Origin of the sequence: Mesorhizobium sp. (assembly GCF_965229135.1) — a bacterium.
GTDB lineage: Bacteria > Pseudomonadota > Alphaproteobacteria > Rhizobiales > Rhizobiaceae > Mesorhizobium.
On the sequence record NZ_OZ245860.1, the window covers coordinates 658995 to 681856 of the forward strand.

General features: G+C 62.8%; 22 protein-coding genes. 13 read left to right on the plus strand and 9 right to left on the minus strand.

The genetic code is table 11. The features are described 5' to 3' along the window. Positions 1 to 26: 26 nt before the first annotated feature. The 4 genes from ACO07C_RS03220 (at position 27) to recJ (ending at position 3660) form a co-directional block, all read left to right on the plus strand. Entirely contained in the window at positions 27 to 386 is a 360-nt protein-coding gene (locus tag ACO07C_RS03220) for a hypothetical protein (protein ID WP_421912789.1), read from the plus strand. A gap of 63 nt (positions 387 to 449) precedes the next feature. Continuing rightward, the gene (locus ACO07C_RS03225; RefSeq protein ID WP_421912790.1) at positions 450 to 617 is read left to right on the plus strand and encodes a Thivi_2564 family membrane protein; all 168 of its coding nucleotides are present in this window, start codon (positions 450 to 452) and stop codon (positions 615 to 617) included. Between the two features lie 214 nt (positions 618 to 831). After that, complete coding sequence (glpX, locus tag ACO07C_RS03230; protein WP_421912792.1) at positions 832 to 1815, plus strand: class II fructose-bisphosphatase; 984 nt, start codon at positions 832 to 834, stop codon at positions 1813 to 1815. A 60-nt stretch (positions 1816 to 1875) separates the two neighbouring features. After that, positions 1876 to 3660: a single-stranded-DNA-specific exonuclease RecJ gene (gene recJ, locus ACO07C_RS03235; protein WP_421912793.1), complete on the plus strand. Its 1785-nt coding sequence runs from the start codon at positions 1876 to 1878 to the stop codon at positions 3658 to 3660. 78 nt (positions 3661 to 3738) lie between these two features. Here the strand turns inward: recJ and ACO07C_RS03240 are convergent, their stop codons facing one another. The 3 genes from ACO07C_RS03240 to folE all read right to left on the minus strand — a co-directional run bounded on the left by ACO07C_RS03240 (position 3739) and on the right by folE (position 6001). After that, a complete protein-coding gene (locus ACO07C_RS03240; protein WP_421917429.1) occupies positions 3739 to 4710 on the minus strand; it encodes a patatin family protein in 972 nt (323 codons plus the stop codon). An 84-nt stretch (positions 4711 to 4794) separates the two neighbouring features. Further along, positions 4795 to 5253: a phosphoribosyl-AMP cyclohydrolase gene (gene hisI, locus ACO07C_RS03245; RefSeq protein ID WP_421912794.1), complete on the minus strand. Its 459-nt coding sequence runs from the start codon at positions 5251 to 5253 to the stop codon at positions 4795 to 4797. 112 nt (positions 5254 to 5365) lie between these two features. Then, positions 5366 to 6001 (minus strand): GTP cyclohydrolase I FolE, encoded by a 636-nt coding sequence (gene folE, locus ACO07C_RS03250; RefSeq protein WP_421912795.1) that lies wholly within the window; start codon positions 5999 to 6001, stop codon positions 5366 to 5368. Positions 6002 to 6241: 240 nt separating this feature from the next. On the opposite strand from folE, the gene ACO07C_RS03255 reads away from it, so the two are divergent. Beyond that, on the plus strand, positions 6242 to 6688 hold the full coding sequence (locus ACO07C_RS03255; RefSeq protein WP_421912796.1) for an iron-sulfur cluster assembly scaffold protein: 447 nt from the start codon (positions 6242 to 6244) through the stop codon (positions 6686 to 6688). On the opposite strand, the gene ACO07C_RS03260 is transcribed toward ACO07C_RS03255, so the two are convergent. Then, on the minus strand, positions 6685 to 7599 hold the full coding sequence (locus ACO07C_RS03260) for a LysR substrate-binding domain-containing protein (RefSeq protein ID WP_421912797.1): 915 nt from the start codon (positions 7597 to 7599) through the stop codon (positions 6685 to 6687). The genes ACO07C_RS03255 and ACO07C_RS03260 overlap by 4 nt on opposite strands. A gap of 339 nt (positions 7600 to 7938) precedes the next feature. On the opposite strand from ACO07C_RS03260, the gene yidD reads away from it, so the two are divergent. The 4 genes from yidD to ACO07C_RS03280 all read left to right on the plus strand — a co-directional run bounded on the left by yidD (position 7939) and on the right by ACO07C_RS03280 (position 12464). Further along, the gene (yidD, locus tag ACO07C_RS03265; RefSeq protein ID WP_421912798.1) at positions 7939 to 8313 is read left to right on the plus strand and encodes a membrane protein insertion efficiency factor YidD; all 375 of its coding nucleotides are present in this window, start codon (positions 7939 to 7941) and stop codon (positions 8311 to 8313) included. Positions 8314 to 8467: 154 nt separating this feature from the next. Next, the gene (gene blaOXA, locus ACO07C_RS03270; RefSeq protein ID WP_421912799.1) at positions 8468 to 9295 is read left to right on the plus strand and encodes a class D beta-lactamase; all 828 of its coding nucleotides are present in this window, start codon (positions 8468 to 8470) and stop codon (positions 9293 to 9295) included. A 167-nt stretch (positions 9296 to 9462) separates the two neighbouring features. Then, positions 9463 to 11439 carry a threonine--tRNA ligase gene (thrS, locus tag ACO07C_RS03275; RefSeq protein ID WP_421912800.1) on the plus strand — a complete coding sequence of 659 codons (1977 nt, stop codon included), beginning with the start codon at positions 9463 to 9465 and terminating at the stop codon, positions 11437 to 11439. An 86-nt stretch (positions 11440 to 11525) separates the two neighbouring features. Continuing rightward, positions 11526 to 12464 carry a lysophospholipid acyltransferase family protein gene (locus tag ACO07C_RS03280; RefSeq protein WP_421912801.1) on the plus strand — a complete coding sequence of 313 codons (939 nt, stop codon included), beginning with the start codon at positions 11526 to 11528 and terminating at the stop codon, positions 12462 to 12464. 75 nt (positions 12465 to 12539) lie between these two features. On the opposite strand, the gene ACO07C_RS03285 is transcribed toward ACO07C_RS03280, so the two are convergent. Continuing rightward, positions 12540 to 13502, minus strand: a complete 963-nt coding sequence (locus ACO07C_RS03285; RefSeq protein ID WP_421912802.1) for a hypothetical protein — start codon at positions 13500 to 13502, stop codon at positions 12540 to 12542. Between the two features lie 167 nt (positions 13503 to 13669). Here ACO07C_RS03285 and ACO07C_RS03290 point away from each other — a divergent pair, with 167 nt between their 5' ends. Next, positions 13670 to 14254, plus strand: coding sequence for a nitroreductase family protein (locus tag ACO07C_RS03290; RefSeq protein WP_421912803.1), 585 nt, complete (start codon positions 13670 to 13672; stop codon positions 14252 to 14254). Beyond that, positions 14255 to 14863, plus strand: coding sequence for a flavin reductase family protein (locus ACO07C_RS03295; protein WP_421912804.1), 609 nt, complete (start codon positions 14255 to 14257; stop codon positions 14861 to 14863). A 41-nt stretch (positions 14864 to 14904) separates the two neighbouring features. Here the strand turns inward: ACO07C_RS03295 and ACO07C_RS03300 are convergent, their stop codons facing one another. Together ACO07C_RS03300 and ACO07C_RS03305 are read right to left on the minus strand one after the other, a co-directional pair. Beyond that, the gene (locus ACO07C_RS03300) at positions 14905 to 15786 is read right to left on the minus strand and encodes an HpcH/HpaI aldolase/citrate lyase family protein (protein ID WP_421912805.1); all 882 of its coding nucleotides are present in this window, start codon (positions 15784 to 15786) and stop codon (positions 14905 to 14907) included. Between the two features lie 3 nt (positions 15787 to 15789). Next, positions 15790 to 16290 (minus strand): MaoC family dehydratase, encoded by a 501-nt coding sequence (locus tag ACO07C_RS03305; protein WP_421912806.1) that lies wholly within the window; start codon positions 16288 to 16290, stop codon positions 15790 to 15792. Between the two features lie 99 nt (positions 16291 to 16389). On the opposite strand from ACO07C_RS03305, the gene ACO07C_RS03310 reads away from it, so the two are divergent. Next, positions 16390 to 17511 carry a DUF2336 domain-containing protein gene (locus ACO07C_RS03310; protein ID WP_421912807.1) on the plus strand — a complete coding sequence of 374 codons (1122 nt, stop codon included), beginning with the start codon at positions 16390 to 16392 and terminating at the stop codon, positions 17509 to 17511. Here the strand turns inward: ACO07C_RS03310 and ACO07C_RS03315 are convergent. Together ACO07C_RS03315 and parE are read right to left on the minus strand one after the other, a co-directional pair. Next, positions 17508 to 19574, minus strand: a complete 2067-nt coding sequence (locus ACO07C_RS03315; protein ID WP_421912808.1) for an FUSC family protein — start codon at positions 19572 to 19574, stop codon at positions 17508 to 17510. The two genes, ACO07C_RS03310 and ACO07C_RS03315, sit on opposite strands and share 4 nt — an antisense overlap. Before the next feature lie 45 nt (positions 19575 to 19619). Next, positions 19620 to 21674 carry a DNA topoisomerase IV subunit B gene (parE, locus tag ACO07C_RS03320; RefSeq protein WP_421912809.1) on the minus strand — a complete coding sequence of 685 codons (2055 nt, stop codon included), beginning with the start codon at positions 21672 to 21674 and terminating at the stop codon, positions 19620 to 19622. Between the two features lie 236 nt (positions 21675 to 21910). Here parE and cpaB point away from each other — a divergent pair, with 236 nt between their 5' ends. After that, positions 21911 to 22837, plus strand: coding sequence for a Flp pilus assembly protein CpaB (gene cpaB, locus ACO07C_RS03325; RefSeq protein WP_421912810.1), 927 nt, complete (start codon positions 21911 to 21913; stop codon positions 22835 to 22837). The last annotated feature ends 25 nt before the right edge of the window (positions 22838 to 22862 follow it).

The window sequence follows — 22862 nt, forward strand, 5'->3', positions numbered from 1 at the left end:
TGGTCTACAACTGAAGGAACCCCTCAATGGCCGAAGCAAACAAGTCCGACGTCCCTCACATCGACGATATCCAGAAGACGCTCGAAAAGCAGATTGCTGAACTGCGCAAGGAGATCACCAAGATCAACAAGAGCATTTCGGAGCGGGGCGCCGAACTGGTCGACGATGCCAGGGAACAGGCGTCCGACCTGTATGATACAGCCGCGGCGCGCGCGTCCCGAACCGCGCAGCAGTTGCGAACACAGGCTCAGGCCGTATCCGAGGTCGCACGCGACAACCCGGGCACGACCACGGCGGTGGTCGGGATCATCGGGTTGATCGGCTTCTTGGCTGGAATTGCCGTTGGGCAGGCCCTGAGCGACACGCCGCGCCGCTGGTATCAGTAAGTTATTCGAGGCCGGCTCAGCCGGCCTTTTCGTCTCGGCACGTCAATTTTCAAGGAGGGTTTTATGGCATCATCCATGCTTATAGGCATTCTGATCACCTTTCTGGTGATCGTTCTGGTTCTTTATCTGGTGCAGCGTCTTCCGCTCGATGCCAAGATGCGGCAGATCGTTCAAGTCATCGTCATCATCATCGGCATCATCTCGCTGCTAAAGTATCTCGCGGTGTTCTGAGGCTTCGCCCGGCGCGAGCGGGCAAATCCGAACCAATCCAAGCACGCCCGGCGCCACTAGCGCCGGGCGTTTTCTTTTGCAGAGCCGACTTCAATCGATTGATATTGTTGCCTTTTCGATAATTCCCCCGGCAGGTCTTGCCGTTGTCATGCTCGTTTGACAAAAGAGACGCGCCTCCGGCGGGAGGCCGCATGCCAACGAGGATTTCCACCATATGAATGTGGCTCACAACATTGTCGCCGGTCTCGACCGGATACTCACCATGGAACTGGTGCGCGTCACCGAACGGGCCGCGGTCGCGGCCGCCCGATTGCGTGGGCGCGGTGATGAAATGGCGGCCGACCAGGTCGCCGTCGACGCCATGCGCCAGGAGCTCAATCGCCTCGCGATCAAGGGCACGGTGGTGATCGGTGAGGGCGAGCGCGACGAGGCCCCGATGCTCTACATCGGCGAAGAGGTCGGCACCGGCAAAGGACCGGCCGTCGATATCGCACTCGACCCGCTCGAAGGCACGACGATCTGCGCCAAGAACCTTCCCAATGCACTTGCCGTCATCGCCATCGCCGAGAAGGGCAGCCTGCTGTTTGCTCCCGACGTCTATATGGACAAGATTGCCATCGGTCCCGGCTATGCCGACGGCGTTATCGACATCGACGCTTCGCCGGCGGAGAACATCGCCAGCCTTGCCAAGGCCAAGGGTGTCGCCGTGTCCGATATCACGGCCTGCATTCTCGATCGGCCGCGTCATGCCAGGCTGATCGAAGCCGTGCGCGCCACGGGTGCGGCGATCCGGCTGATCGGTGACGGCGACGTTGCCGGCGTCATTCACACCACCGACCCGGAGGAAACCGGCATCGACATCTATCTCGGCACCGGAGGCGCGCCGGAAGGCGTGCTGGCCGCGGCCGCCTTGCGCTGCACGGGAGGCCAGATGCAGGGCCGGCTGATCCTCGATACACCGGAAAAGGTCGAACGCGCCGCCAGGATGGGCATCTCCGATCCGAGGCGCGTCTATCGGGCCGAAGACATGGCGCGAGGCGATGTGCTGTTTGCCGCGACCGGCGTCACCGACGGCAATATGCTGGCGGGCGTCAAGTTCGGCCGCAACTACATCATCACGCATACGATCGTTCTGCGTTCGTCATCGCGCACCGTGCGCGAGATCAAGGCGCGTCACCAGGATCTGGAAAAGTTTTGATACCTTCCTGTTTAGCCGTCGCATATTGTGAGAAATGACAATTCGCAGACGGCGCGTCGCATGACGGGCGAGAGACGAACTTTTCTTGATGTCAGGCAGTCGGCGACCGGTGTTTCCTGGGAACACCGGTTGACGGCGCGGCAGGACATGACGGCGCTCGCCATCGCGCAGGGCCATGGCGTTCCCGACATCGTTGCCCGCGTGCTTGCCGGGCGCGGCGTGACGGCGGAACAGACCGAGCGCTTTCTCGACCCGACCATCCGGGACCTTCTGCCCGATCCGACGTCGCTGACCGACATGGAGAGGGCTGCGGCACGCATCGCGGCGGCGGTCATGACCAAGGAGAAGGTGGCGATATTCGGCGACTATGACGTCGACGGTGCCGCTTCGTCGGCGTTGCTCAAGCGGTTTCTCGCGCATTTTTCCGTGCCGTCGGAAATCTATATCCCGGATCGAATCTTCGAGGGATATGGTCCCAATCCCGATGCCATGCGTGAACTGGTCTCGCGCGGCGCGACACTGATCGTCACGGTCGATTGCGGCACCAACAGCGCGGCGTCCGTCGATGCGGCGATAGAGGCCGGCGCGGATGTCGTGGTGCTCGACCATCACCAGGTCGGTGGGGCGCTGCCGGAAGCCATCGCTGTCGTCAATCCCAACCGCGAGGACGACCTTTCCGGACAAGGCCATCTTTGCGCGGCGGGCGTCGTCTTCCTCACATTGGTGCAGACGGCGAAGATCCTGCGCAGCCGCCTGACGGACACGCCGCCGCCGGACCTGCTCTCGATGCTTGATCTTGTCGCGTTGGCGACTGTCTGCGACGTGGTGCCGCTTGTCGGCGTCAACCGCGCCTTTGTCGTCAAGGGACTGCAGGTGGCGCGCCAGCAGAAGAATGAAGGCCTGGCGGCCCTGGCGCGGGTGTCGCGTATCGGCGAGCCGGTCAGCACATTCCATCTGGCCTATCTGATCGGGCCGCGCATCAATGCCGGCGGACGCATTGGTGACGCGGCACTTGGCAGCCGGTTGCTCGCCACCGACGATCCTGTGGAGGCGCGCACCATCGCCGAGACGCTGGACAGGCTCAACCAGGAGCGGCAGCTGATGGAGCAGGAGATGCTGGCCTCGGCGCGCGCCGAGGCCGACGCCGAGCTTGCCGGCGGCAATGGTCCCGCAATCGTCGTCACCGCCAGCAACAACTGGCATCCGGGCATTGTCGGCCTGCTTGCCTCGCGGCTGAAGGACCATGCGCGCCGGCCGGCCTTCGCCATTGCCTTCAACGCCAATGGCGTCGGCACGGGCTCAGGCCGCTCGGTGTCGGGATTCGATCTCGGGCGACTGGTGCGCGAGGCCGCGGAAGCCGGTTTGATCGTCAAGGGCGGCGGCCATGCCATGGCGGCGGGCATCACCGTCGAGCGCGCGAAACTCGGCGAGCTAAGGGCCTTCTTCGAGGAGCGTGCCGCCGGCGATGTGTTCCGGCTGCAGGACGAGGAAAGCCTGGCCATCGACGGGGCGCTGGCGGCCGAGGGGGCGACGCTCGGCCTGCTCGATGCATTGGAAAAGGCAGGTCCGTTCGGCGCCGGGCATGTCGCGCCGGTCTTCGCACTGCCGCGCCACCGGCTCGCCGACGCGCGGCCGGTCGGCACAAATCACATCCGCGCCGATCTGCAGTCGGAAAGCGGCGGCAGGATCCAGGCGATCGCGTTTCGCGCCATCGACACCGCGCTTGGCGAATTCCTGTTCAAGAACCGGGGCAAGACGATGCACGTTGCCGGGTCTCTGTCCGGTAATTACTGGAATGGCAACCGCACGGTGCAGTTTCGCATCACCGATGCTGCCCTTGCCTAGCCGCGTTCGAGGTTCCGCAACTCAGCTGGCAGGCACGTAACGCAGCAGCGTCACAACCGGGCCAGGGCTTTGCGTGGGTCAGGCAAGAACCGACTGCAATCGGGTCAGTTCGCCGATCTGGGCCATCGTTGCCTGGTAGCCGAGGCTGATCGCCTCGTCGGCGCGATGGAACTCGGTCAGGCCGATATGGCTGAGCTTGGGCTGCAGCGACATGTCCGGAGGATCTCCCGCCAAGCGTGCCCGTGATATGCGGTCCTGGATGATGTTGAAGGCTTCGACCATGACGCCGGTGATGCCGAGCCGCGTCTGGTGCGGCTGGTGATCAGGATTTGCGCGGCCAGTGCGCGGCGCGTCCTTTTCAATGACAAGCTCGCCGGCGCTGTGCTTTATCACGGCGGCGCGTCCAAACAGGTCATAATGAAGATTGACAGCCACCACGAGAGGTTGCTCGTAGGCCCGGCAGACCGAAACCGGCACCGGATTGACCAGCGCTCCATCGACCAGAACGCGACCGTTGCAATTGACCGGTTCAAACACGCCTGGCAGCGCATAGGAAGCGCGCATGGCGGTGATGAGCGAGCCGCTCGACAGCCAGATTTCGTGGCCGGTGCGGATCTCCGAGGCGACGCAGACGAAGGGCTTGGGCAGATCTTCGAAACGAATGCCAGCCATATGCTCGCGCAGGCGCGCATCGAGTTTCATGCCGCCGAAAAGGCCGCTGCCGCGCAGATTGAGATCGAGCAGGCCGAAGATGCGTCGCTTGGTCAGGCTGCGCGCGAACTCTTCCAGTTCGTTCAGTTTGCCGGCAAGATAGCAGCCGCCGACCAGCGCGCCGATGGATGTGCCGGCTATCATCGACACTTCGATGCCGGCTTCGTCGAGTGCACGCAGCACGCCGATATGGGCCCAGCCTCGGGCACAGCCGCCACCCAATGCCAGGGAGATGCCTGTTTTCCTGGAAGGTTCAGGATCGGGCGCGCCGCCGGACGAGGAGAGGCCGCTGGCTTCCCGTACGTCTGACCTGTTACGCAATGACGCCCATTCGAGCATCATGATCTCCCTTGTCCCGCATCCTTTGTACCGGAAGGACGTTTGAGAATAGTGAAGATGAGTGGTTTGTGAATATGGAATGGTTCACAAAGGTTTCCGATACGTCTTTTCCGCATCGAACAGCGGTTTGCTGCCGTCGTCGGCAAGCGTCGCCGTGCCGTCGACTAGCCCCACCGTCCTGTAAAAACATGAACGCCGGCCGGTGTGACAGGTTGCATCGTGGCCCAAGACTTTGACGCGCAGCCACAATGCGTCCTGGTCGCAGTCGGTCCGCATCTCGACGACATGCTGGAAATTGCCCGAGGTCTCGCCCTTTTTCCAAAGCGCATTGCGCGAGCGCGACCAGTAATAGGCGATGCCGGTTTCCAGCGTCAGCGCCAATGCCTGCGCATTCATATGCGCTACCATCAGCAGCATGCCGTCCTCGCCATCGGTAACGACGACGGTGACGAGGCCGCTGGCATCGAAGCGCGGCGAAAAGACCGCGCCTTCTTCCAGTGCCTTCTTGTCCGATGAAGCTTTCGGGAATTCCAGTGCCGACATCGCCGGTCTATTTTCCTGTCTTGGCCATGATCTTATCCGAAAACCGGCCTTCGTTTTTCGCTGACGCGGCCCTTCGGTTCGGGATCATGGTCCGGCTGACCGGCGAGGGCGGTCAGGCCCTGCCGCCGCGCACCATGGTGACGAAGCGAACCTGTTCCTCGGGCGTGTCCTTGAACACCCCGGTGAACGTCGAGGTCAGCGTTGTGGAGCCCTGCTTGCGAATACCGCGCATGGCCATGCACATATGCTCGGCCTCGATCATGACGGCGACCCCGCGCGGATTGAGCACGTCCTGGATGACGCCGGCGATCTGCGCGGTCATCGCTTCCTGGGTCTGCAGGCGATGGGCGAAGATGTCGACCACGCGCGCGATCTTGGAGAGACCGACCACCTTGCCGTCAGGCAGGTAGCCAACATGGGCCTTGCCGATGATCGGCACCATGTGGTGCTCGCAATGCGAATGGAACTGGATGTCCTTGACGATGACGAGATCGTCATAGCCTGCCACTTCCTCGAAAGTGCGGCCAAGCTCCTCCGCTGGGCACATGTCGTAGCCGCCGAACATCTCGCGAAAAGCCTTCGTCACGCGCCTCGGCGTATCGATCAGGCCCTCGCGGTCCGGATTGTCGCCAGTCCAGCGCAAAAGCGTGCGCACGGCGGCCTCGACTTCGGCTTCGCTCGGACGGTCGGTGACCGGCTTTTCCATGTAGGCCGACTGGGGCATGAGTTTCTTGATGACGGCATCCATAAAAGGCGTCTCCCGTAGTCCCTCTCGACGGAGGAACGAGTTGAACGGACCACGACCTTTCGGTGTCAGAAACTCGCCCGGTTTCTGCCCCGTAAGCGGCGTGAACAGATTTGGCAAGGACGCGGCCCGCGATTGCCTTGTCGATACCTGACTGCCATCATTATATAAGATCGTGCCGAGCGAAAGGAAGACGCTACAGCGGCAATTGCTGTCCGCTTGGCGGCGACGGATTGGAAAAATATGATCGACGACGTCTACAATGCGAAAATTCTGGGTTTTGCTGGAAACATCGCGCGGATCGGCCGCCTCGATCATCCCGACGCGACGGCAAAGGCGCATTCCAAGCTGTGTGGCTCGACCGTTACGGTCGACCTCAAGATGGAAGACGGCGTGGTCACGGATTTCGCCCATGACGTGAAGGCCTGCGCGCTTGGCCAGGCGTCATCCTCGATCATGGCGCAACATGTGGTCGGCGCCACGGCGGACGAGTTGCGCGCCCTGCGCGAGACAATGTTGAAGATGTTGAAGGAGGGTGGCATGCCGCCCGATGGCCGCTTCGCCGACCTGAAGTACCTCGAGCCGGTGCGCGACTACAAGGCGCGCCATGCCTCGACGATGCTGACCTTCGACGCCGTGGTTGACGCGATCGGCCAGATCGAGAAGAAGCACGCCGAACAGGCAGCCTAGGCCCTGTCCAGAAAACGCCTGCTTTCCGCGAACTCTTTCCTCACCCAATCGGCGAAAGCCCTTGCCGGTTCCGACAGGTTGCGTAGGCTCCTGGCCACCAGCCAGTAGGCGCCGCATCTGACGTTGGTATCGAACGGCTTGACCAGTGTGCCCGAGGCCAACTCCTCCTGCACCAGCAGGAGGTCGCCGAGGGCAACGCCATGGCCGAGCATGGCCGCCTGTTTGGCCAGCGAGGCATCCGCCAGCAGCGGACCGCGCTCGGGCATCGCATCATCGGCGACGCCGGCCGCTTCGAACCATCGTGCCCAGTCCTGGCGGTTCTCTTCGTGCAGTAATGTGTGGTGGCGCAGGTCTGCCGGGCTTTCCAGCGGCGGGCCGGACCTGAAGAGCGCCGGAGACAGCACCGGCGAATCGATCACCGGCGCCATCAGCTCCGCCTCGCTGCGCGGCCATGATGTGGCGCGTGCGCTGAAGCGCAAGGCGAGTTCGGCCTGATCACCGCGGAAGTCGATCAGACGCGTGTCGACGTCGAGGGAAATATCGATGTCCGGCCGCGACTGACGAAAGCGATTGAGCCTTGGCACCAGCCAGGATGTGGCAAGCGAGGGGTCGACGCTCACACAGGCCACGGCCTGTGCCGGCGTTGCCACCAGATCCGAAAGCAAGCCGTCGATGGCGTCGAAACTTTCCACCAGTTGGCCCAGTAAGCGCTGACCGTTGTCGGTCAGTTCGACGCGGCGGTGGTGGCGCTCGAACAAGGGCTGGCGCAGGAAGACTTCGAGTTCGCGCACCTGACGGCTGATTGCCGCCTGCGAGACGAAAAGCTCCTCGGCCGCGCGGCTGAAGCTCAGATGCCGGCCGGCCGCTTCAAAACTTCTCAAAGCCGTCAGCGGCAGGCGTCCACGTTTCATTCGCATAATCTCAAGTTATACGACGTCGAAATTATACTCGTTTGAGGACAAAGGCCAGCGGCGGTCTAATGGGCCTTCAAAGGAGATATGGCCATGTTCCAGTTCATGGAGATTTTTGGCGACATGATGCGGATCGTGACGTTCCAGAGGCAGAGCGAGAACCCGTCTCGGCTGCATGAAGACAGCCCGGTGCCTCATCGCTGGGTCCCCCGTCCTGGTCGACGCACGGTTCCCTCTCGCCGCTGACCAGTGCTGTTCGAGATATCGGTGAAGGGCAGGGGATTGCGTTCCCTGGCTGAAACTCACATCTATGCCGGGGAACGCGATGCGGAGAATGCGATGCGTGACGACCATCCGCACGCGCATGCCGCCAGGCCACCCCAGCGCGGGCGCAACTGGCCCGGCCCCTGGCGCAGGACGCCGGGGCGTGTCCTTGGCACGTCCATCGTGCGCCTCTACCAGCTGACGCTTTCAGGCTTTGTCGGCAATTCGTGCCGGCATCTGCCGACCTGTTCCGAGTACGCACATGAGGCGATCGCCCGTCACGGGTTATGGGCTGGCGGCTGGATGGGCTTGTTTCGCGTGCTGCGCTGCGGGCCATTCGGTACGCACGGTATCGACCTCGTGCCAGAGGTACTGGCTGGGTACTATCGTTGGTTCGTGCCTTGGCGGTACTGGCGGATCGGAAGAAAGCGGAGCGATCCTCACAACTGATCGCGTCGGCTCGGGACGAGGAGCCTCGCATCTGGCAATTTACGATCCGGTAGGGTTAACACAAACCTGCACAAAGACTGCTCATTTGAGACAAAATCGAGACAAGAGACCTCGTTAAGCCGCTCGCCAACATCCTCTCAAGAGCGAGCTTAAAATGCGCCAGATCGACCGTCTTCCCTTCATCCTTGCCGGTATCCTGTTCCTGCTTGCCTGGCTGCTGGGATTTCCGATGCGCGCTCAGTCGGCGCCGCTGGACGATGTCCAGTGCACGGTGATCCTCGATGCGGCGAGCGGCAAGACGCTTTATCAGGACGGTGTCTGCGACCAGCGCTTCAGCCCGGCCTCGACGTTCAAGGTACCATTGTCGCTGATTGGCTATGACGCGGGCATCCTGGGCGACGAGCATACGCCGACCTGGGACTACAAGCCCGAATTCAACGCGGTGAAGCGAGATCAGAAGGCCGTCGATCCGACGATCTGGGAGCGGGATTCGATTATCTGGTTTTCTCGCGAGATCACCCGCAGGCTTGGAGAGAAGAACTTTGCCGGCTATGTGTCAAAATTCGACTATGGCAACAATGATGTTTCCGGCAATCCCGGCAAGAATGATGGCCTGACGCACTCCTGGGTGAACTCCTCGCTGAAGATCACGCCGATCGAGCAGGTGAATTTCCTGCGCCGGCTGCTTGACCGCAAGCTGCCGGTTTCGGCCAAAGCTTATGACATGACCAAGGCGATCATACCGACATTCCAGGCCGGTGACTGGAGCGTGCAGGGCAAGACCGGAAGCACCAGGCTTCGCAACGATGCCGACAAGGTCCAGGACAATCGCTCGCTGGGCTGGTTCGTCGGCTGGGCGAAGAAGGGGGATCGGCGGATCGTCTTTGCCCGTCTTGTTGTCGACACCAAGCGCACCGATATGCCAAAGGGGCTCAAGACACGGGCCGGTTTCCTGAAGGACCTGCCTGGGCTCATCAAGTAAAGAATGACGTTTGACCCGGCTTTACCGCGACGGGATCTGCCCATAAAAGACAGCCCGCCGCCGGACGCATCCGGCTTTTACCCGTGCCTGTCGCCCAAGACGCTCGTCCTGGGCTCCATGCATTTCAACCACCCGCGCTCGTTTGCGGGACTGGATAGGAGAAAACCATGTTGAATTCCGTTTCCCTCACGTTTCCCGATGGCTCCGTCCGCGAATACGACGCGGCGATGACCGGCTCTGGCCTGGCCGAATCGATCTCGAAATCGCTGGCCAAGAAGGCGGTCGCCTACAGCATCGACGGCGTGGTCCGCGATCTCTCGGATCCTCTGGGTAAGTCCGGCAAGGTCGAGATCGTCACCCGCGACGATCCGCGTGCTCTGGAGCTCATCCGCCACGACACCGCGCACGTGCTGGCCGAAGCCGTGCAGGAATTGTGGCCGGGAACCCAGGTGACCATCGGTCCGGTGATCGAGAACGGATTCTATTACGATTTCGCTCGCAACGAGCCGTTCACCCCTGACGACTTCCCGGTGATCGAGAAGAAGATGCGCGAGATCATCGCGCGCAACAAGCCGTTCACCAAGGAAGTCTGGTCGCGCGACAAGGCGAAGAAAGTGTTTGCCGACAAGGGCGAGCGCTACAAGCTTGAGCTGATCGACGCCATTCCCGAGGGTCAGGACCTCAAGATCTATGCGCAGGGCGACTGGTTCGACCTTTGCCGGGGGCCGCACATGGCCTCGACCGGGCAGATCGGCAACGCCTTCAAGCTGATGAAGGTGGCCGGCGCCTACTGGCGCGGCGACTCCAACAACCCGATGCTGACGCGTATCTACGGCACCGCATGGGCCGACCAGGCGCAGCTCGAATCCTACCAGACGATGCTGGAGGAGGCGGAGAAGCGCGACCATCGCAAACTCGGCCGCGAGATGGATCTGTTCCATTTCCAGGAAGAGGGGCCGGGCGTCGTCTTCTGGCACGCCAAGGGCTGGAGGATGTTCCAGAACCTGGTCAATTACATGCGCCGCCGGCTCGACGAGCAGGGCTATCAGGAGGTCAACGCGCCGCAAGTGCTCGACAAGAGCCTGTGGGAAACGTCCGGACACTGGGGTTGGTATCGCGATGCCATGTTCAAGGTGACGGTCGCCGGCGACGATACCGATGACGACCGTGTGTTCGCGTTGAAGCCGATGAACTGTCCGGGCCATGTGCAGATCTTCAAGCACGGGCTGAAGTCGTACCGCGACCTGCCGGTGAAGCTCGCCGAGTTTGGCAACGTCCATCGCTACGAGCCGTCGGGCGCGCTGCACGGGCTGATGCGGGTGCGTGGCTTTACCCAGGACGACGCGCACATCTTCTGCACCGAGGAGCAACTCGCGGCTGAATGCCTGCGCATCAACGATCTGATCCTCTCGACCTATGCCGATTTCGGCTTCGACGAGATCAGCGTCAAGCTGTCGACGCGCCCTGACAAGCGTGTCGGCACCGACGAGGCATGGGATCACGCCGAGGACATCATGAGCCGCGTGCTGGAGACGATCCGCGCTCAGTCGGGGAATCGCATCAAGACGTCGATCAATCCGGGCGAGGGCGCCTTCTACGGTCCCAAGTTCGAATATGTGCTCAAGGACGCCATCGGTCGCGAATGGCAATGCGGCACGACGCAGGTCGACTTCAACCTGCCGGAACGCTTCGGCGCTTTCTATATCGGCGCTGATTCGGAGAAGAAGCGCCCGGTCATGGTCCACCGCGCCATATGCGGCTCGATGGAGCGTTTCCTCGGCATCCTGATCGAGAACTATTCGGGTCATTTCCCGCTCTGGTTCGCGCCGCTGCAGGTCGTGGTGGCGACGATCACCTCCGACGCCGACGACTACGCGCTCAAGGTGGTTGCAAAGCTGAAGGAGGCGGGACTGCTGGCCGAGGCCGACCTGCGCAACGAGAAGATCAACTACAAGGTTCGCGAACATTCGCTGGCCAAGGTTCCGGTCATTCTCGTGTGCGGCAAGCGCGAGGCTGAAGAGGAGACGGTCAACATCCGCCGGCTCGGCTCGCGCGACCAGGAATCGCTTGGTCTTGGCGAGGCTATCGCACAGCTTACGGAAGAGGCGGTCACGCCTGACCGCAGACGCAAGCGCGCTGCCTGAACCAGCTGAATTTCCAGCGAAATGGCGGTGGAGTGATCCACCGCCATTTTCATATGCCTGTCACGCCAATCTTGTAACGAATCCCCATGCTCAAGCTGAAAATGCGTGAAAAACCGTTCCCAGAGCTTTCCTATGCCAATCCGTGTCAGCCGGCTCTGGCGCGTTGGGTGATTCATTCCATCGAAGGCCTTTCGGGCCGCGACCGCTACACCGCACTCTATGATTTCTGGCGCCGGCAGGTGGTGCCGACCGGTGAGCGGGTGTTCAGCCGCATGCTCGACCTGATCGACGTGCGGATACGGACCGCCGACCAGTGGCCGCCGGCGCAATTGCCGGACACGCCGCTGGTGATCGTCGCCAACCATCCCTTCGGGATCGGCGACGGGATCGCCGTTCTGTCGCTGGCCGAGCAACTCGGGCGTCCGTTCCGGGTGATGATCCACAAGGACCTTCTCAAGATCCGCGAGATGGAACCCTATTCGCTGCCGGTCGATTTCTCCGAAACCAAGGAAGCGTTGAAGAACAATCTGGCGGTGCGCCACGAGGCGGTGCGGCTGCTCAAGGAAGGTGTCACCATTGTGGTGTTTCCGGCCGGCGGCGTCGCCACCGCGCCGAAGGGCTTTGGCCGGGCGCGCGATCTGCCATGGAAGATGTTTCCGGCCCGTCTCGTCCAGGACGCCAAGGCGTCTGTGATTCCCATGCATTTTTCCGGCCAGAACGGCAGGCTCTTCCATCTGGTCAGCGGTCCGATGAACATGGCCGAACGCGACGGACGCGTGGCGAAATTCGTAGGCAAGGCGTCGCTGACCTTGCGCATTTCCCTGCTCATCCATGAATTCGCACGCCTGTCCGGCAAGCCGATCGACGTTCGCGTCGGCGATGTGCTGAGGTGGAACGAACTGGAGCCATTGCGCGACCGCAAGGCGCTGCTTGATCGGCTTTATCGTGGGGTTTTCGATCTGGCGCCCGCCGTGCCGCGCCGTCGGCTGCCGTTCCTGCCGGCGCGGACCAAGCTGGCCGCCTGAAGGGTGATTATTCGCCTGACGAATTGACCCTCACGTCGCAGTCATGGCCACACGGCAACCAAGAACCGCGGAGCGCTAGTCCGCGCCTTCTTCCGGGTCCATCGCCGCGGCTTCGTTGGCCAGAACCTCGATCTCCTGGTTCTGCCCGGCCACGACGGTAAAATCCTTCTGATAAATGCGGTCGCGATTCTTGGCGATGATGGTGTAGTCGCCTTCGGCGAGCACCATCGAGGCAAAGGCGCCGACGGTTTCCTTGATGGGATCGCCGGATTCGTTCAGCAGCGACCAAGACGTGTCCGCGATCGCTTCGCCGCCGGTCTCGCGCACCAGCTTCATCGTTATCTCGGCCGCGTGATGCTCCACGGTCGCTTCGGTCAGCTTGCCGGCCTCGACGCGGATGTCGGAGCGGATGACCGCGTTCACCGCGCCATAGGTCGACACGACATGGTAGATACCGGCATTGAGGCGCACCACGCTGTTCGGCTCGACGTCGGGGATGATCAACGCGCGGTCGCCATTGGGCTCCGTATGGCCTTCATAGATCGAGAAACGAAGCTTCTTCGGTGGGATATGTGCTCCGCCCGACAACACGGCATCGAGCTTTAATCCTCCGGCATCGAGCACGAGGCTTTCGCGCTTGGCTTCCTTGCTGACGGTGATGCGCTTGGTGGCGCCGGCCCGGCCATAGGAGGCATGGACGAGATAGCTGCCCGGTTCGAGCTGGAACACGGCAGTGCCGCCATGGGCCGAAGCCACCATTGGCAGCTTGCCGTTGACCGTTTCAGGCTTGAAGACGCGCCAGACGATGCCACGCGTGATGTCGGCGCCCTTGTCCGTCAACTGGGCCGAGAGGGTGATCTGACCACTGCTTCCGGTCGCCAGCGTGGTTTCGCCCTTGGGCGTCGCATAGCTCGAAATCCCCGGAAGTTTCAGGTTGTTGATGCCGTCCGCGTTCTGCGCGTTGGTGAGCGAAACCGGCACCAGAAACAGTGCGGCGGCGAGCCAGACCAGGAAAAGGCGCAGAGTCCCCTCAAACATGCCTTGCGTTGAAGCCCATGGCGGTGGCAATTTCAAGGCTTAAGAGTCCGATACACTTCTGGTAGAGGACACTTTCTCAGGCGTGTCTCGCGCCAATGCCCGAGCCGCCCAAATTCCCGCAAGGCGCGCTTCAGCTCAAAATTGAGTGTTTTAGGAGAATTGCGCCCATGGCGTCGCCGATCATCGACTTCCTGCTGACCCGCAATTCCGCGCCGATCCTGGACCTGCAGGAACCGGCACCCAGCGACGCGGATATCGCGACGATGATGGCCGCCGCCACCCGGGTTCCCGATCACGGCCGGCTGGAGCCCTGGCGCTTCATCCTCTATCGCGGCGAGGCGCGGGTCGAGGTCGGCAAGCAATTGGCCGCCCTTGCCGAACAGCGTGAGGGACTTTTGCCGGAAGGCCGCCGCAACCAGGAGCTGGCGCGGTTTTCGCGCGCGCCGCTGGTGATCGGTGTGGTGTTCGTGCCGAAGGAGAATCCGAAGATTCCGCAATGGGAAATGTTCCTGTCCGGCGGCATGGCGGCAATGAACCTGATGATATCGGCCAATGCGCTTGGCTATGGCACCAACCTGATCAGCAACTGGTACTCCGACGTGCCGGAGGGCAGGGCCATCCTTGGCCTGGCGCCGGATGAGCGTGTCGTCGGGTTCATCCATATCGGTTCCTACGCAGGAGCGGCGCCGGAGCGGCCGCGGCCTGATCCGGCAAAGCTCTATGCCGACTACGCCGGGCCATGGAACGGCTGAATGTTCTACGAACCATCAAAAGGTCACGGCCTGGCGCATGATCCTTCGAAGGCGATCGTGGCGCCACGGCCGATCGGCTGGATTTCGACGGTGAACGGGGCAGGCGAGGTCAATCTCGCGCCCTATTCCTTCTTCAACGCCGTTTCGACGCGGCCCTTCATCGTCTGGTTTTCATCGGAAGGCGAGAAGGACAGTGCCAGTTTCGCCCAGGAGACGGGAGAGTTCGTCGCCAATCTTGTGAGCCGCGATCTTGCCGAGAAAATGAACCTTACTTCCGTCAACGCGCCGCGCGGCGTCAACGAATTCGTCTACGCCGATCTCGCCATGGCGCCGTCGCGTCTGGTCGCTCCGCCTCGCGTGGCGGCGGCGCCGGCCGCGCTCGAATGCCGGGTGACGGAAGTCTTCCGGCCAAAGGCACTCGACGGAACGACGGCAAGCGCCGTGGTCGTCGCCGGTGAGGTGGTCGGCGTACATATCGACGACGCCTTCCTGAAGGACGGCATGTTCGACATCACCATGGCCGGCAATGTCGCCCGCCTCGGCTATATGGACTACGCCAGCGTCAACGAGATTTTCTCGATGCGGCGGCCGCGTTGGGACAAGGGCTAGACAGTTGCAGGTTCCACGGGTCCGGTAGGGGTTTCGGGCGTTCAGTCGGACAGTCCGGCAGCCTTGGCCCGCGCCAGGAGCCGTTCCGCCAATCTGAGGTGCGGGCGATCATACATCTTGCCGTCGATGCCGACGACGCCGGGATTTCCGGCTGCTTCGAATGCCGCTACAACGGCGGCCGAATGCGCGATGGCCTCGCCCGACGGTGTGAAGGCCGCGTTGATGACCGGCACCTGCGCCGGATGGATCGCCATCTTGCCGGTAAAACCGTCGCGCTCGGCCTCGGCACATTCCGCCTCGAAGGCGGCCATATCACGGAAATCCGGGAATACCGTGTCTATCGCGGCGACCTCGGCGCTCCCTGCGGCAAGGACCGTCATGGTGCGGGCAAAACGAAACACATCCGTGTATCGGCCTCGTTCGTCGCGCGCCGATCGCGCGCCGATCGCGGCCGAAAGATCTTCCGCGCCCCAGGTCAGGCCGGCCAGCCTGGCGCTCGTTCCGGCATAGGTTGCCGCCGCCAGCACACCCGCCGCCGTCTCGGTGATGATCGGCAGGATCCGAATCGCGCCGTCAGCCAGGCCGTTTTCAGCCTCGTGAACCCTTAGCTTCGCCGACAGGTGCTGCACGTCCTGGCCGCTGTTCGATTTCGGCAGCATGATGCCGTCGGGTCTCGCCGCAACCAGCGCTGCCAGATCATCGTCGGTGAGACCGGTCGACAGATCGTTGACCCGTACATAGATCGCCGAGCTGGTTCGTTGCCTGTGTTCGATGATGAAGCGCGCCGCGATGTCGCGCGCTGTCGGCTTGTTTTGCGGCGCGACGGAATCCTCAAGGTCGACGATGACGACGTCGGCGCCCGCGCCGAAACCCTTCTCCAGCTTCTTTTCCGAATCGCCGGGGACAAACAGCAAAGAACGCACCGGTCACGCCGCCTTCTTCATCATTGCCTGCCGGGTGCATTTGGCGACGAGATCGCCATGCTGGTTGTAGGCGCGATGCTCAAGTTCGACGATGCCGCGGTCCGGCTTCGACTTCGATTCGCGAACCGAGATGACGGTGGTCTCGACATGGATCGTGTCGCCATGGAAGACCGGATGCGGGAACACCGTTTCCTTCATGCCGAGATTGGCGATCGTGGTGCCCATGGTGATGTCGTTCACCGAAATGCCTATCATCAGGCCCAGCGTGAACAGCGAATTCACCAGCGGCTTGCCCCATTCGCTTTTGGCGGCGAAATCGAAGTCGATGTGCAGCGGCTGCGGGTTCAGCGTCATGACTGAAAACAGCATGTTGTCGCTTTCGGTGACTGTTTTGCGCAGCGTGTGCTGGAAGACATGGCCGACGACAAATTCATCCAGATACAGGCCAGCCATGGTCGATGTCCTCCGTTCGCGTTGCTTGATAGGCGTTGCAAACCGGGCCATCAAGCGGGTTAATGAATATGGTGAACCGTTCGTAAACCATTTTTGCCTACCCTCCGCTAAGGGGCCGGAAACATCTGGCAGGGGGCGTAAGCAGGCGGCATGGTTGTTTCGCATTTTTTGAAATGGATCTACACGGCAAGGGTCTCGGAGCGAGCCGCCGCCGCCAGTGCGCTGGCCCGTGCCTATATCAGTTCCGACTTGCCGTTCGAGGATCGCTGCGCCGCCGAGGCGGCGCTGACGCTGCTGCTCGACGACGCGTCATCGAAGGTTCGGCTGGCGATCGCCGAAGCGCTCTCCATGAGCCACCACGCCCCGCTGCAGATCATCAGCGCGCTGGCGTCCGACCAGCCGGAAGTCGCAAGCCTGGTGCTGGCGCGCTCGCCGCTGCTTACCGATGCCGACCTGATCGATCGTGTGGCCTCGAGCCAGAAGGCGACACAAAAACTCATCGCTGATCGGCCGGTTGTTTCCATGGCGCTTTCGGCGGCCATCGCGGAGATCGGCGAAGCCGAAGCCTGCGCCGTGCTTCTGGCCAACAGCGGCGCCGACATCGCGTCGCTCAGCTTCCGCCGCATGGCTGAACGCCATGGGCACCTGCCTTTGGTGCGCGAGGCGTTGATCGCCGACTCGCGCCTGCCCGCCGACTGTCGGCACATGCTTCTGGTCAAGCTCGGCGAAACGCTCAAGGGCTCGCCATTGGTGATGGCGCTGATGGGCGCCGCCAGGGCCGATCGCGTCCTGCGGGATGCATGTGTGAAGGCCTCGGTGACGTTGATCGAAGGCACGCGCCAGGAAGAGCATGCGGCGCTGATCGAGCATCTGCGCCTGCGCGGCGACCTGACCGCCAGCTTCATCATCAGGACCATTGCGCATGGCAAGGTCGATTTCTTCGGCTCGACGCTGGTCGCGCTGTCGCAGCAGCCCGAGCAAAGGGTGAGGGCCCTGCTGGCCGGCGGGCACGACGTTGCGTTGCAGGCGCTGTTTCGCGGCGCGGGCCTTGCCGCCGCCACGCATGCCATCATCCTGCGGGCGCTGAAGATCTGGCGCGAGGTCGCCAACGGCAAGCGGATCGCAGGCGTCCAGGAAGTCAGCTGGCTGATGCTCAAGGAATTGGGTGGGCAGTCCGCGGAAGGGGATCTGGCCGCCCTCGTCAAGTCGATCCATCTCGACGCGCTGCGTGAAAACGCCAGGGGCCATGCGCTGGCTATAGCCGCCGCCTAACCCCGGTCTTTCGCGAAAAAATCCGGAAAATCCTCGATTGCCGCGGCGATGATGCGCAGCGAAGCCGCGACCTGCAGCATTTCGGCCGCGCTGCTTCGCTGGGTAATGCTGGCCGCGTATTGCCTGGCGACAGTGACCGTGGATGTCTGCGCTTCATTGGACCGCCGGAACAGCAGTTCCCGCGCCAGCCCACGCAGAAAGTTCGAGATCGAAAGGGCCGTCTCCGCTGGCAGGGCAGAACTCTGCAGCGCGTGGCGCAGGCGCAGGATTTCGATACCGACGGTGACAGCGGCGATGCTGCCATCCAGAACCGCATCGCCCTTCTTTCCGGTCCGCTGCGTCTGAGACATGAGCTGGTTGACCCGGTCATAGGCAAGGCTCTCGAAAGCGGTGCGTCTTGGCACACGCTCGTGCAGGCAAAGGCGGGCCAGGTCCTCGCGCATCACGCGCACGATGCGATTGACGAAGACCCACGGATCAGACGGCAGCACGACGATGAAGACGCCGATCGCCAGCAGGATGCCGACCAGGATCGACGCACAACCTGCCAGGAAGGGCCCGGGATCATAGGTCATGCCCTGATGCGGGCTGAGAAAAGCGAGGAAATTGATGGCGAAGGCAGTGGCCACGCCGACAAAGCGCGGATTGGCCATCGCCAGCGCGGCGGGCACAAGGATCGGCACGACAAAGACCATGAACCAGCCGAAGCCGGGCAAGGCGGGCAGCGCGACCTGCCCGACCAGGAAGGCAAAGGGCAGGGCCAGCAGCGTACCCTTGAAGAAGCCCCAGGCTACCTGAACCGGGTCTGGCCGTGCGGCAAACAGGCTGGAGACGACGGAGACGAGGATGACCGTACCTGCCGCCTCCGACCATTTCGTTGTCAGCCAGAAGGCCGCGACCAGCAATGTGGCGAGCGCCGCGCGCACGGCGTTGCGCGAGGCCGCCTGGTAGTCGCGGTGCACCACCAGCGCGGGCTGCTTGCGCACGCGGGCGGCGCGTGAGGCCGGCGCGCGCATGGCATCGAGGCCCCGCAGCACCTGTTTCAGCGCTTCGGCGAAATCGGCGGCGATAGTGAGACGGGTGATGGTACCAAGCCTTTCATCGGCTTGTCCGTCCGGCATGTCCGGCATTTGCCGCGCCCTGGCGGCGATGACGTCGAGCCGCGCCAGCCATGGCGCCGTATCGTCCAGGGCGTCAGGTTTGTTTGCGAGTTCGCCGACCAGGGCATACAGATCGGCGCGCACGGGAATCAGCGCCGCGTTTTTCGGCGCCGCATGAGCATGTAGCGCGCGTGCCGCTGAAAGTGCCGACAGCAGTTGGCCGATCGTGCGCCGGACAGGATGGGCGCGGGTCGCCAGGCTTGGCGCTTCCAGCCTTGCATAGACGCGCATTTCGCCAAGCGTCTCGGCTTCGGCCATCAGCTTGCGGTGAAGATCGGCCAGCGTTGTGGCATCACGGCCCGAGAAGGCACCGCCGGCATAGACGGCAAGGTCGAGAATGCTGCGCTTCAGCCGTTCGATGATGGCTTCACCCGCCAGCTTGGGCAGGATCAGCCGGCTGGTCACGCCGGCGCAGACGATGCCAAGCACGATTTCGGCGCAGCGGGCCACGGCAAGGTCGACCACGAGATGGGGTTGTCCGAAGGCAGGCAGGCCGATGATCATCGCCGTATAGCCGGCCAGTGCCGCGCCATAGGCCTCCGGGTTGCGCAGCAGCGACGAGACGAAGGTGCTGATGCCGATCCAGACGGCAAGCACCGTCACCAGCAGCCACTGGTTGGAACCGAAGACCGTGGTGATGGCGATCGCCGCCAACCCGCCAGCCAATGTGCCGAGCAGCCGGTAAAAACCCTTGGCCAGCACCATGCCGGCGACGGGCTGAGCGACGATGAACACGGTCATCATTGCCCATTGCGGATGATCGAGCTTGAGGCTGTAGGCGGCCAGAAGTGCGATCAGGCCGGCCGAAACGGTTCTAAGGGCGAAAATCCAGTCCGAACGCGTCGGGCGCGTCAGGTCGGCGAATCTCGTCCCGATATAGTCTTTAAGACGCGCCCAGATCACACGCTTGTCTCCGCACCGTTACGGACAAGGTAGAGCAGCGAGCGCTCAGATATCCAGCACTTCCGTCTCGGCGAATTCCGCACGTTCCTGGATGAAGCGGAAGCGGGCTTCGGGCTTGGTGCCCATCAGTGCGTCGACGGCGTCCTTGGTCGCCGCTTCGGCATCGATCACATCGACCCTCAGCAAGGTTCGCTTCCTGGGGTCCATGGTGGTTTCCTTGAGCTGCGAGGCCATCATCTCGCCCAGTCCCTTGAAGCGGCCAAGCTCGACCTTGCCGCGACCGGTGAATTCAGTGCGCAGAAGCTCGTCCTTGTGGGCATCGTCGCGGGCATAGGCGACCTTGCCGCCTTGCCGGATCGAGTAGAGCGGCGGCACCGCCAGGTAGAGATGGCCGCCGTGAACCAGCGACGGCATTTCCTGGTAGAAGAAGGTGATGAGCAGCGAGGCGATGTGGGCACCGTCGACGTCGGCGTCGGTCATGATGATGACCCTGTCGTAGCGCAGATCCTCGTCGCGGTATTTGGAGCGCGTGCCGCAGCCAAGCGCCTGGATCAGGTCGGAAATCTGCTGGTTGGCCGCCAGCTTGTCGTTGCCTGCGCTGGCGACGTTGAGGATCTTGCCGCGTAGCGGCAGCACGGCCTGGCTGGCACGGTCGCGCGCCTGCTTGGCCGAGCCGCCGGCCGAATCGCCTTCTACGATGAAGAGTTCGGCACCCGCCGCCGCGTTCTGGGTGCAGTCGGCGAGTTTGCCGGGCAGCCGCAGTTTGCGCACCGCGCTCTTGCGCGACACTTCCTTTTCCTGGCGGCGGCGCACCCGTTCGTCGGCGCGCGCGATCACCCATTCGAGCAGCTTCGAGGCTTCCTGCGGATTGTCGGCCAGCCAGTGGTCGAACGGGTCCCGGATCGCGCTTTCGACAATGCGGATGGCTTCGATCGTTGCCAGCCTGTCCTTGGTCTGGCCGACGAATTCTGGCTCGCGGATGAACACCGACAGCATGCCCGCCGCCGAGATCATGACGTCTTCAGAGGTGACGATCGAGGCGCGCTTGTTGCCGACGAGATCGGCATAGGCACGAAGCCCGCGCGTCAGCACGTTGCGGAAACCCGCCTCATGCGTGCCGCCTTCGCCGGTCGGGATGGTGTTGCAGTAGGAATTGATGAAGCCGTCGCCGCCGAACCAGGTCACCGCCCATTCCAGCGAGCCATGGCCGCCCTGCTTTTCGCTTTTCCCCGCGAAGATCTCGCGGGTCACCTGGAACTCGTCGCCCAGCGAGGCTTTCAGATAGTCCTTGAGGCCGCCGGGGAAATGGAACGTCGCCTTGGCCGGCGTCGTGTCTTTTTCCTTGATCAGCGACGGGTCGCATGTCCAGCGGATTTCGACGCCGCCGAAAAGATAGGCTTTCGACCGCGTCATGCGGTAGAGCCGCGCCGGTTCGAATGCGGCGCCCTTGCCGAAAATCTGCTCGTCGGGATGGAAGCGGATCTTGGTGCCGCGCCGGTTGTGCACCTCTCCGAGTTGCTCCAGGCCGGTCACCGGAATGCCGCGTGAAAAACGCTGGCGATAGAGCTGCCGCCCACGCGCCACCTCGACCTCGAGATGATCCGACAAGGCATTGACGACAGAAACTCCGACGCCATGCAGACCACCCGAGGTCTCATAGACCTTGGAGTCGAACTTGCCGCCGGAATGCAGCGTCGTCATGATCACTTCGAGCGCCGGCTTCTTGAATTTCGGGTGCGGATCCACCGGAATGCCGCGACCATTGTCCGTGACGGCGAGATAGCCGTCGGCCGACAGCTCGACATCGATGAAGGTCGCGTGGCCGGCCACCGCCTCGTCCATCGAGTTGTCGATGACTTCGGCGAACAGGTGATGCATCGCCTTGTCGTCGGTGCCACCGATGTACATGCCCGGTCGACGCCGTACCGGCTCAAGTCCTTCGAGCACCTCGATGTCGGCGGCGCTATAGCTGTCGCTGGCATCACGCGCTGGCGCTGGGCGTTTCGTCGCCTGCACCAGCGGGTCGGCCGGGCGCGCCGGTGCGCGAACCGCTTGCGGCTGCTTGTCCAGATCGCCGAAAAGATCGTTGCTGTCGTCCATGCCTGTCTGGGTACCGATGCTGCGAATCACCCCGCGATACTGCCACGCTTTTAAGCGCCAAGCGACGGAGGTTCCTGTTACGTTCGAGGATTTGACCCCTCTTAACTCAAAACCATTCGATAACCAAGCAGGCGGAAATAGGTCGAATGCCGCCGTGCAGGATTCCTGATTCTTTAACAATGCCGCCTAGCGTGAGCCCAACAAAACAAGAGACTGCGGGCATCAGGGGTTTCGGCGTGAGGGGCAAGGCCATAACGATGATCGGCATCGCCGCCGTTTTCGGCGCGATCTCGATCTTTGCCGCCGATTTCTGGGTCAAGAGCCAGGCCAGGACCGGCATTGAGGAAAGAACGGCGTCGATCGCCGCTCCCGAGACACCGAAAATCGAGTTCAAGACCATCGTGGTGGCGAATGCCCCGCTGCGTTACGGCATGCCGTTGGAGCGGGGACAAGTTGTCGAAATTCCCTGGCCGCAGGACTCCCTGCCGCAGGGCGCGTTCGCCACGGTTGACGCCCTGATGGCGGACGGCAATCGCGTGGTGCTGTCGCCCATTGAAATCAATGAGCCGGTGCTGCTCGCCAAACTGTCGGGGCCGAATGGCCGCGCGACGCTTTCCAACATGCTTTCGCCCGGCATGCGGGCGGTGACCATACGCACCGACGAGATCGCCGGCGTCGGCGGTTTCGTCACGCCCGGCGACCGGGTCGATGTGGTTCTGATCCGTGACGCCGGCGAAATCCAGGAAGTGGCCAAGAACGCGCAAGGGGCGGCAGGGTCGACCATCACCTCCGAGATCGTCGTGGCCGATGCCAAGGTGCTGACCGTCGGGCAGGGCGCCGACGTGCGCCAGACCACGCCGCAGGTCGCCAATTCCGTGACCATCGAGGTGACGACCGAGGGCGCGCGCAAGGTCGCGCTTGCCCGCACCGTCGGTACGCTTTCGCTGTCGCTTCGCTCGGCCAGCGACAGCATTGTCGGCAAGGACGGCGTCACCACCATCTCCGCGTTCGGCGGTTCGGTCGCGTCCGGCGTCAAGGCGGCCGCGGCATCTGCGTTCGACGCCGTGGCGAAGGAGCCCGAGGGGCCGAAGTTCAAGAAGGTCATCGTAACGCGCGGCACGCAGGTTGAAGAGTATCAGGTTCCTTCGCGGGACCAGAAATAGAGGCCGGCTTGTGCCGGACAGGGAC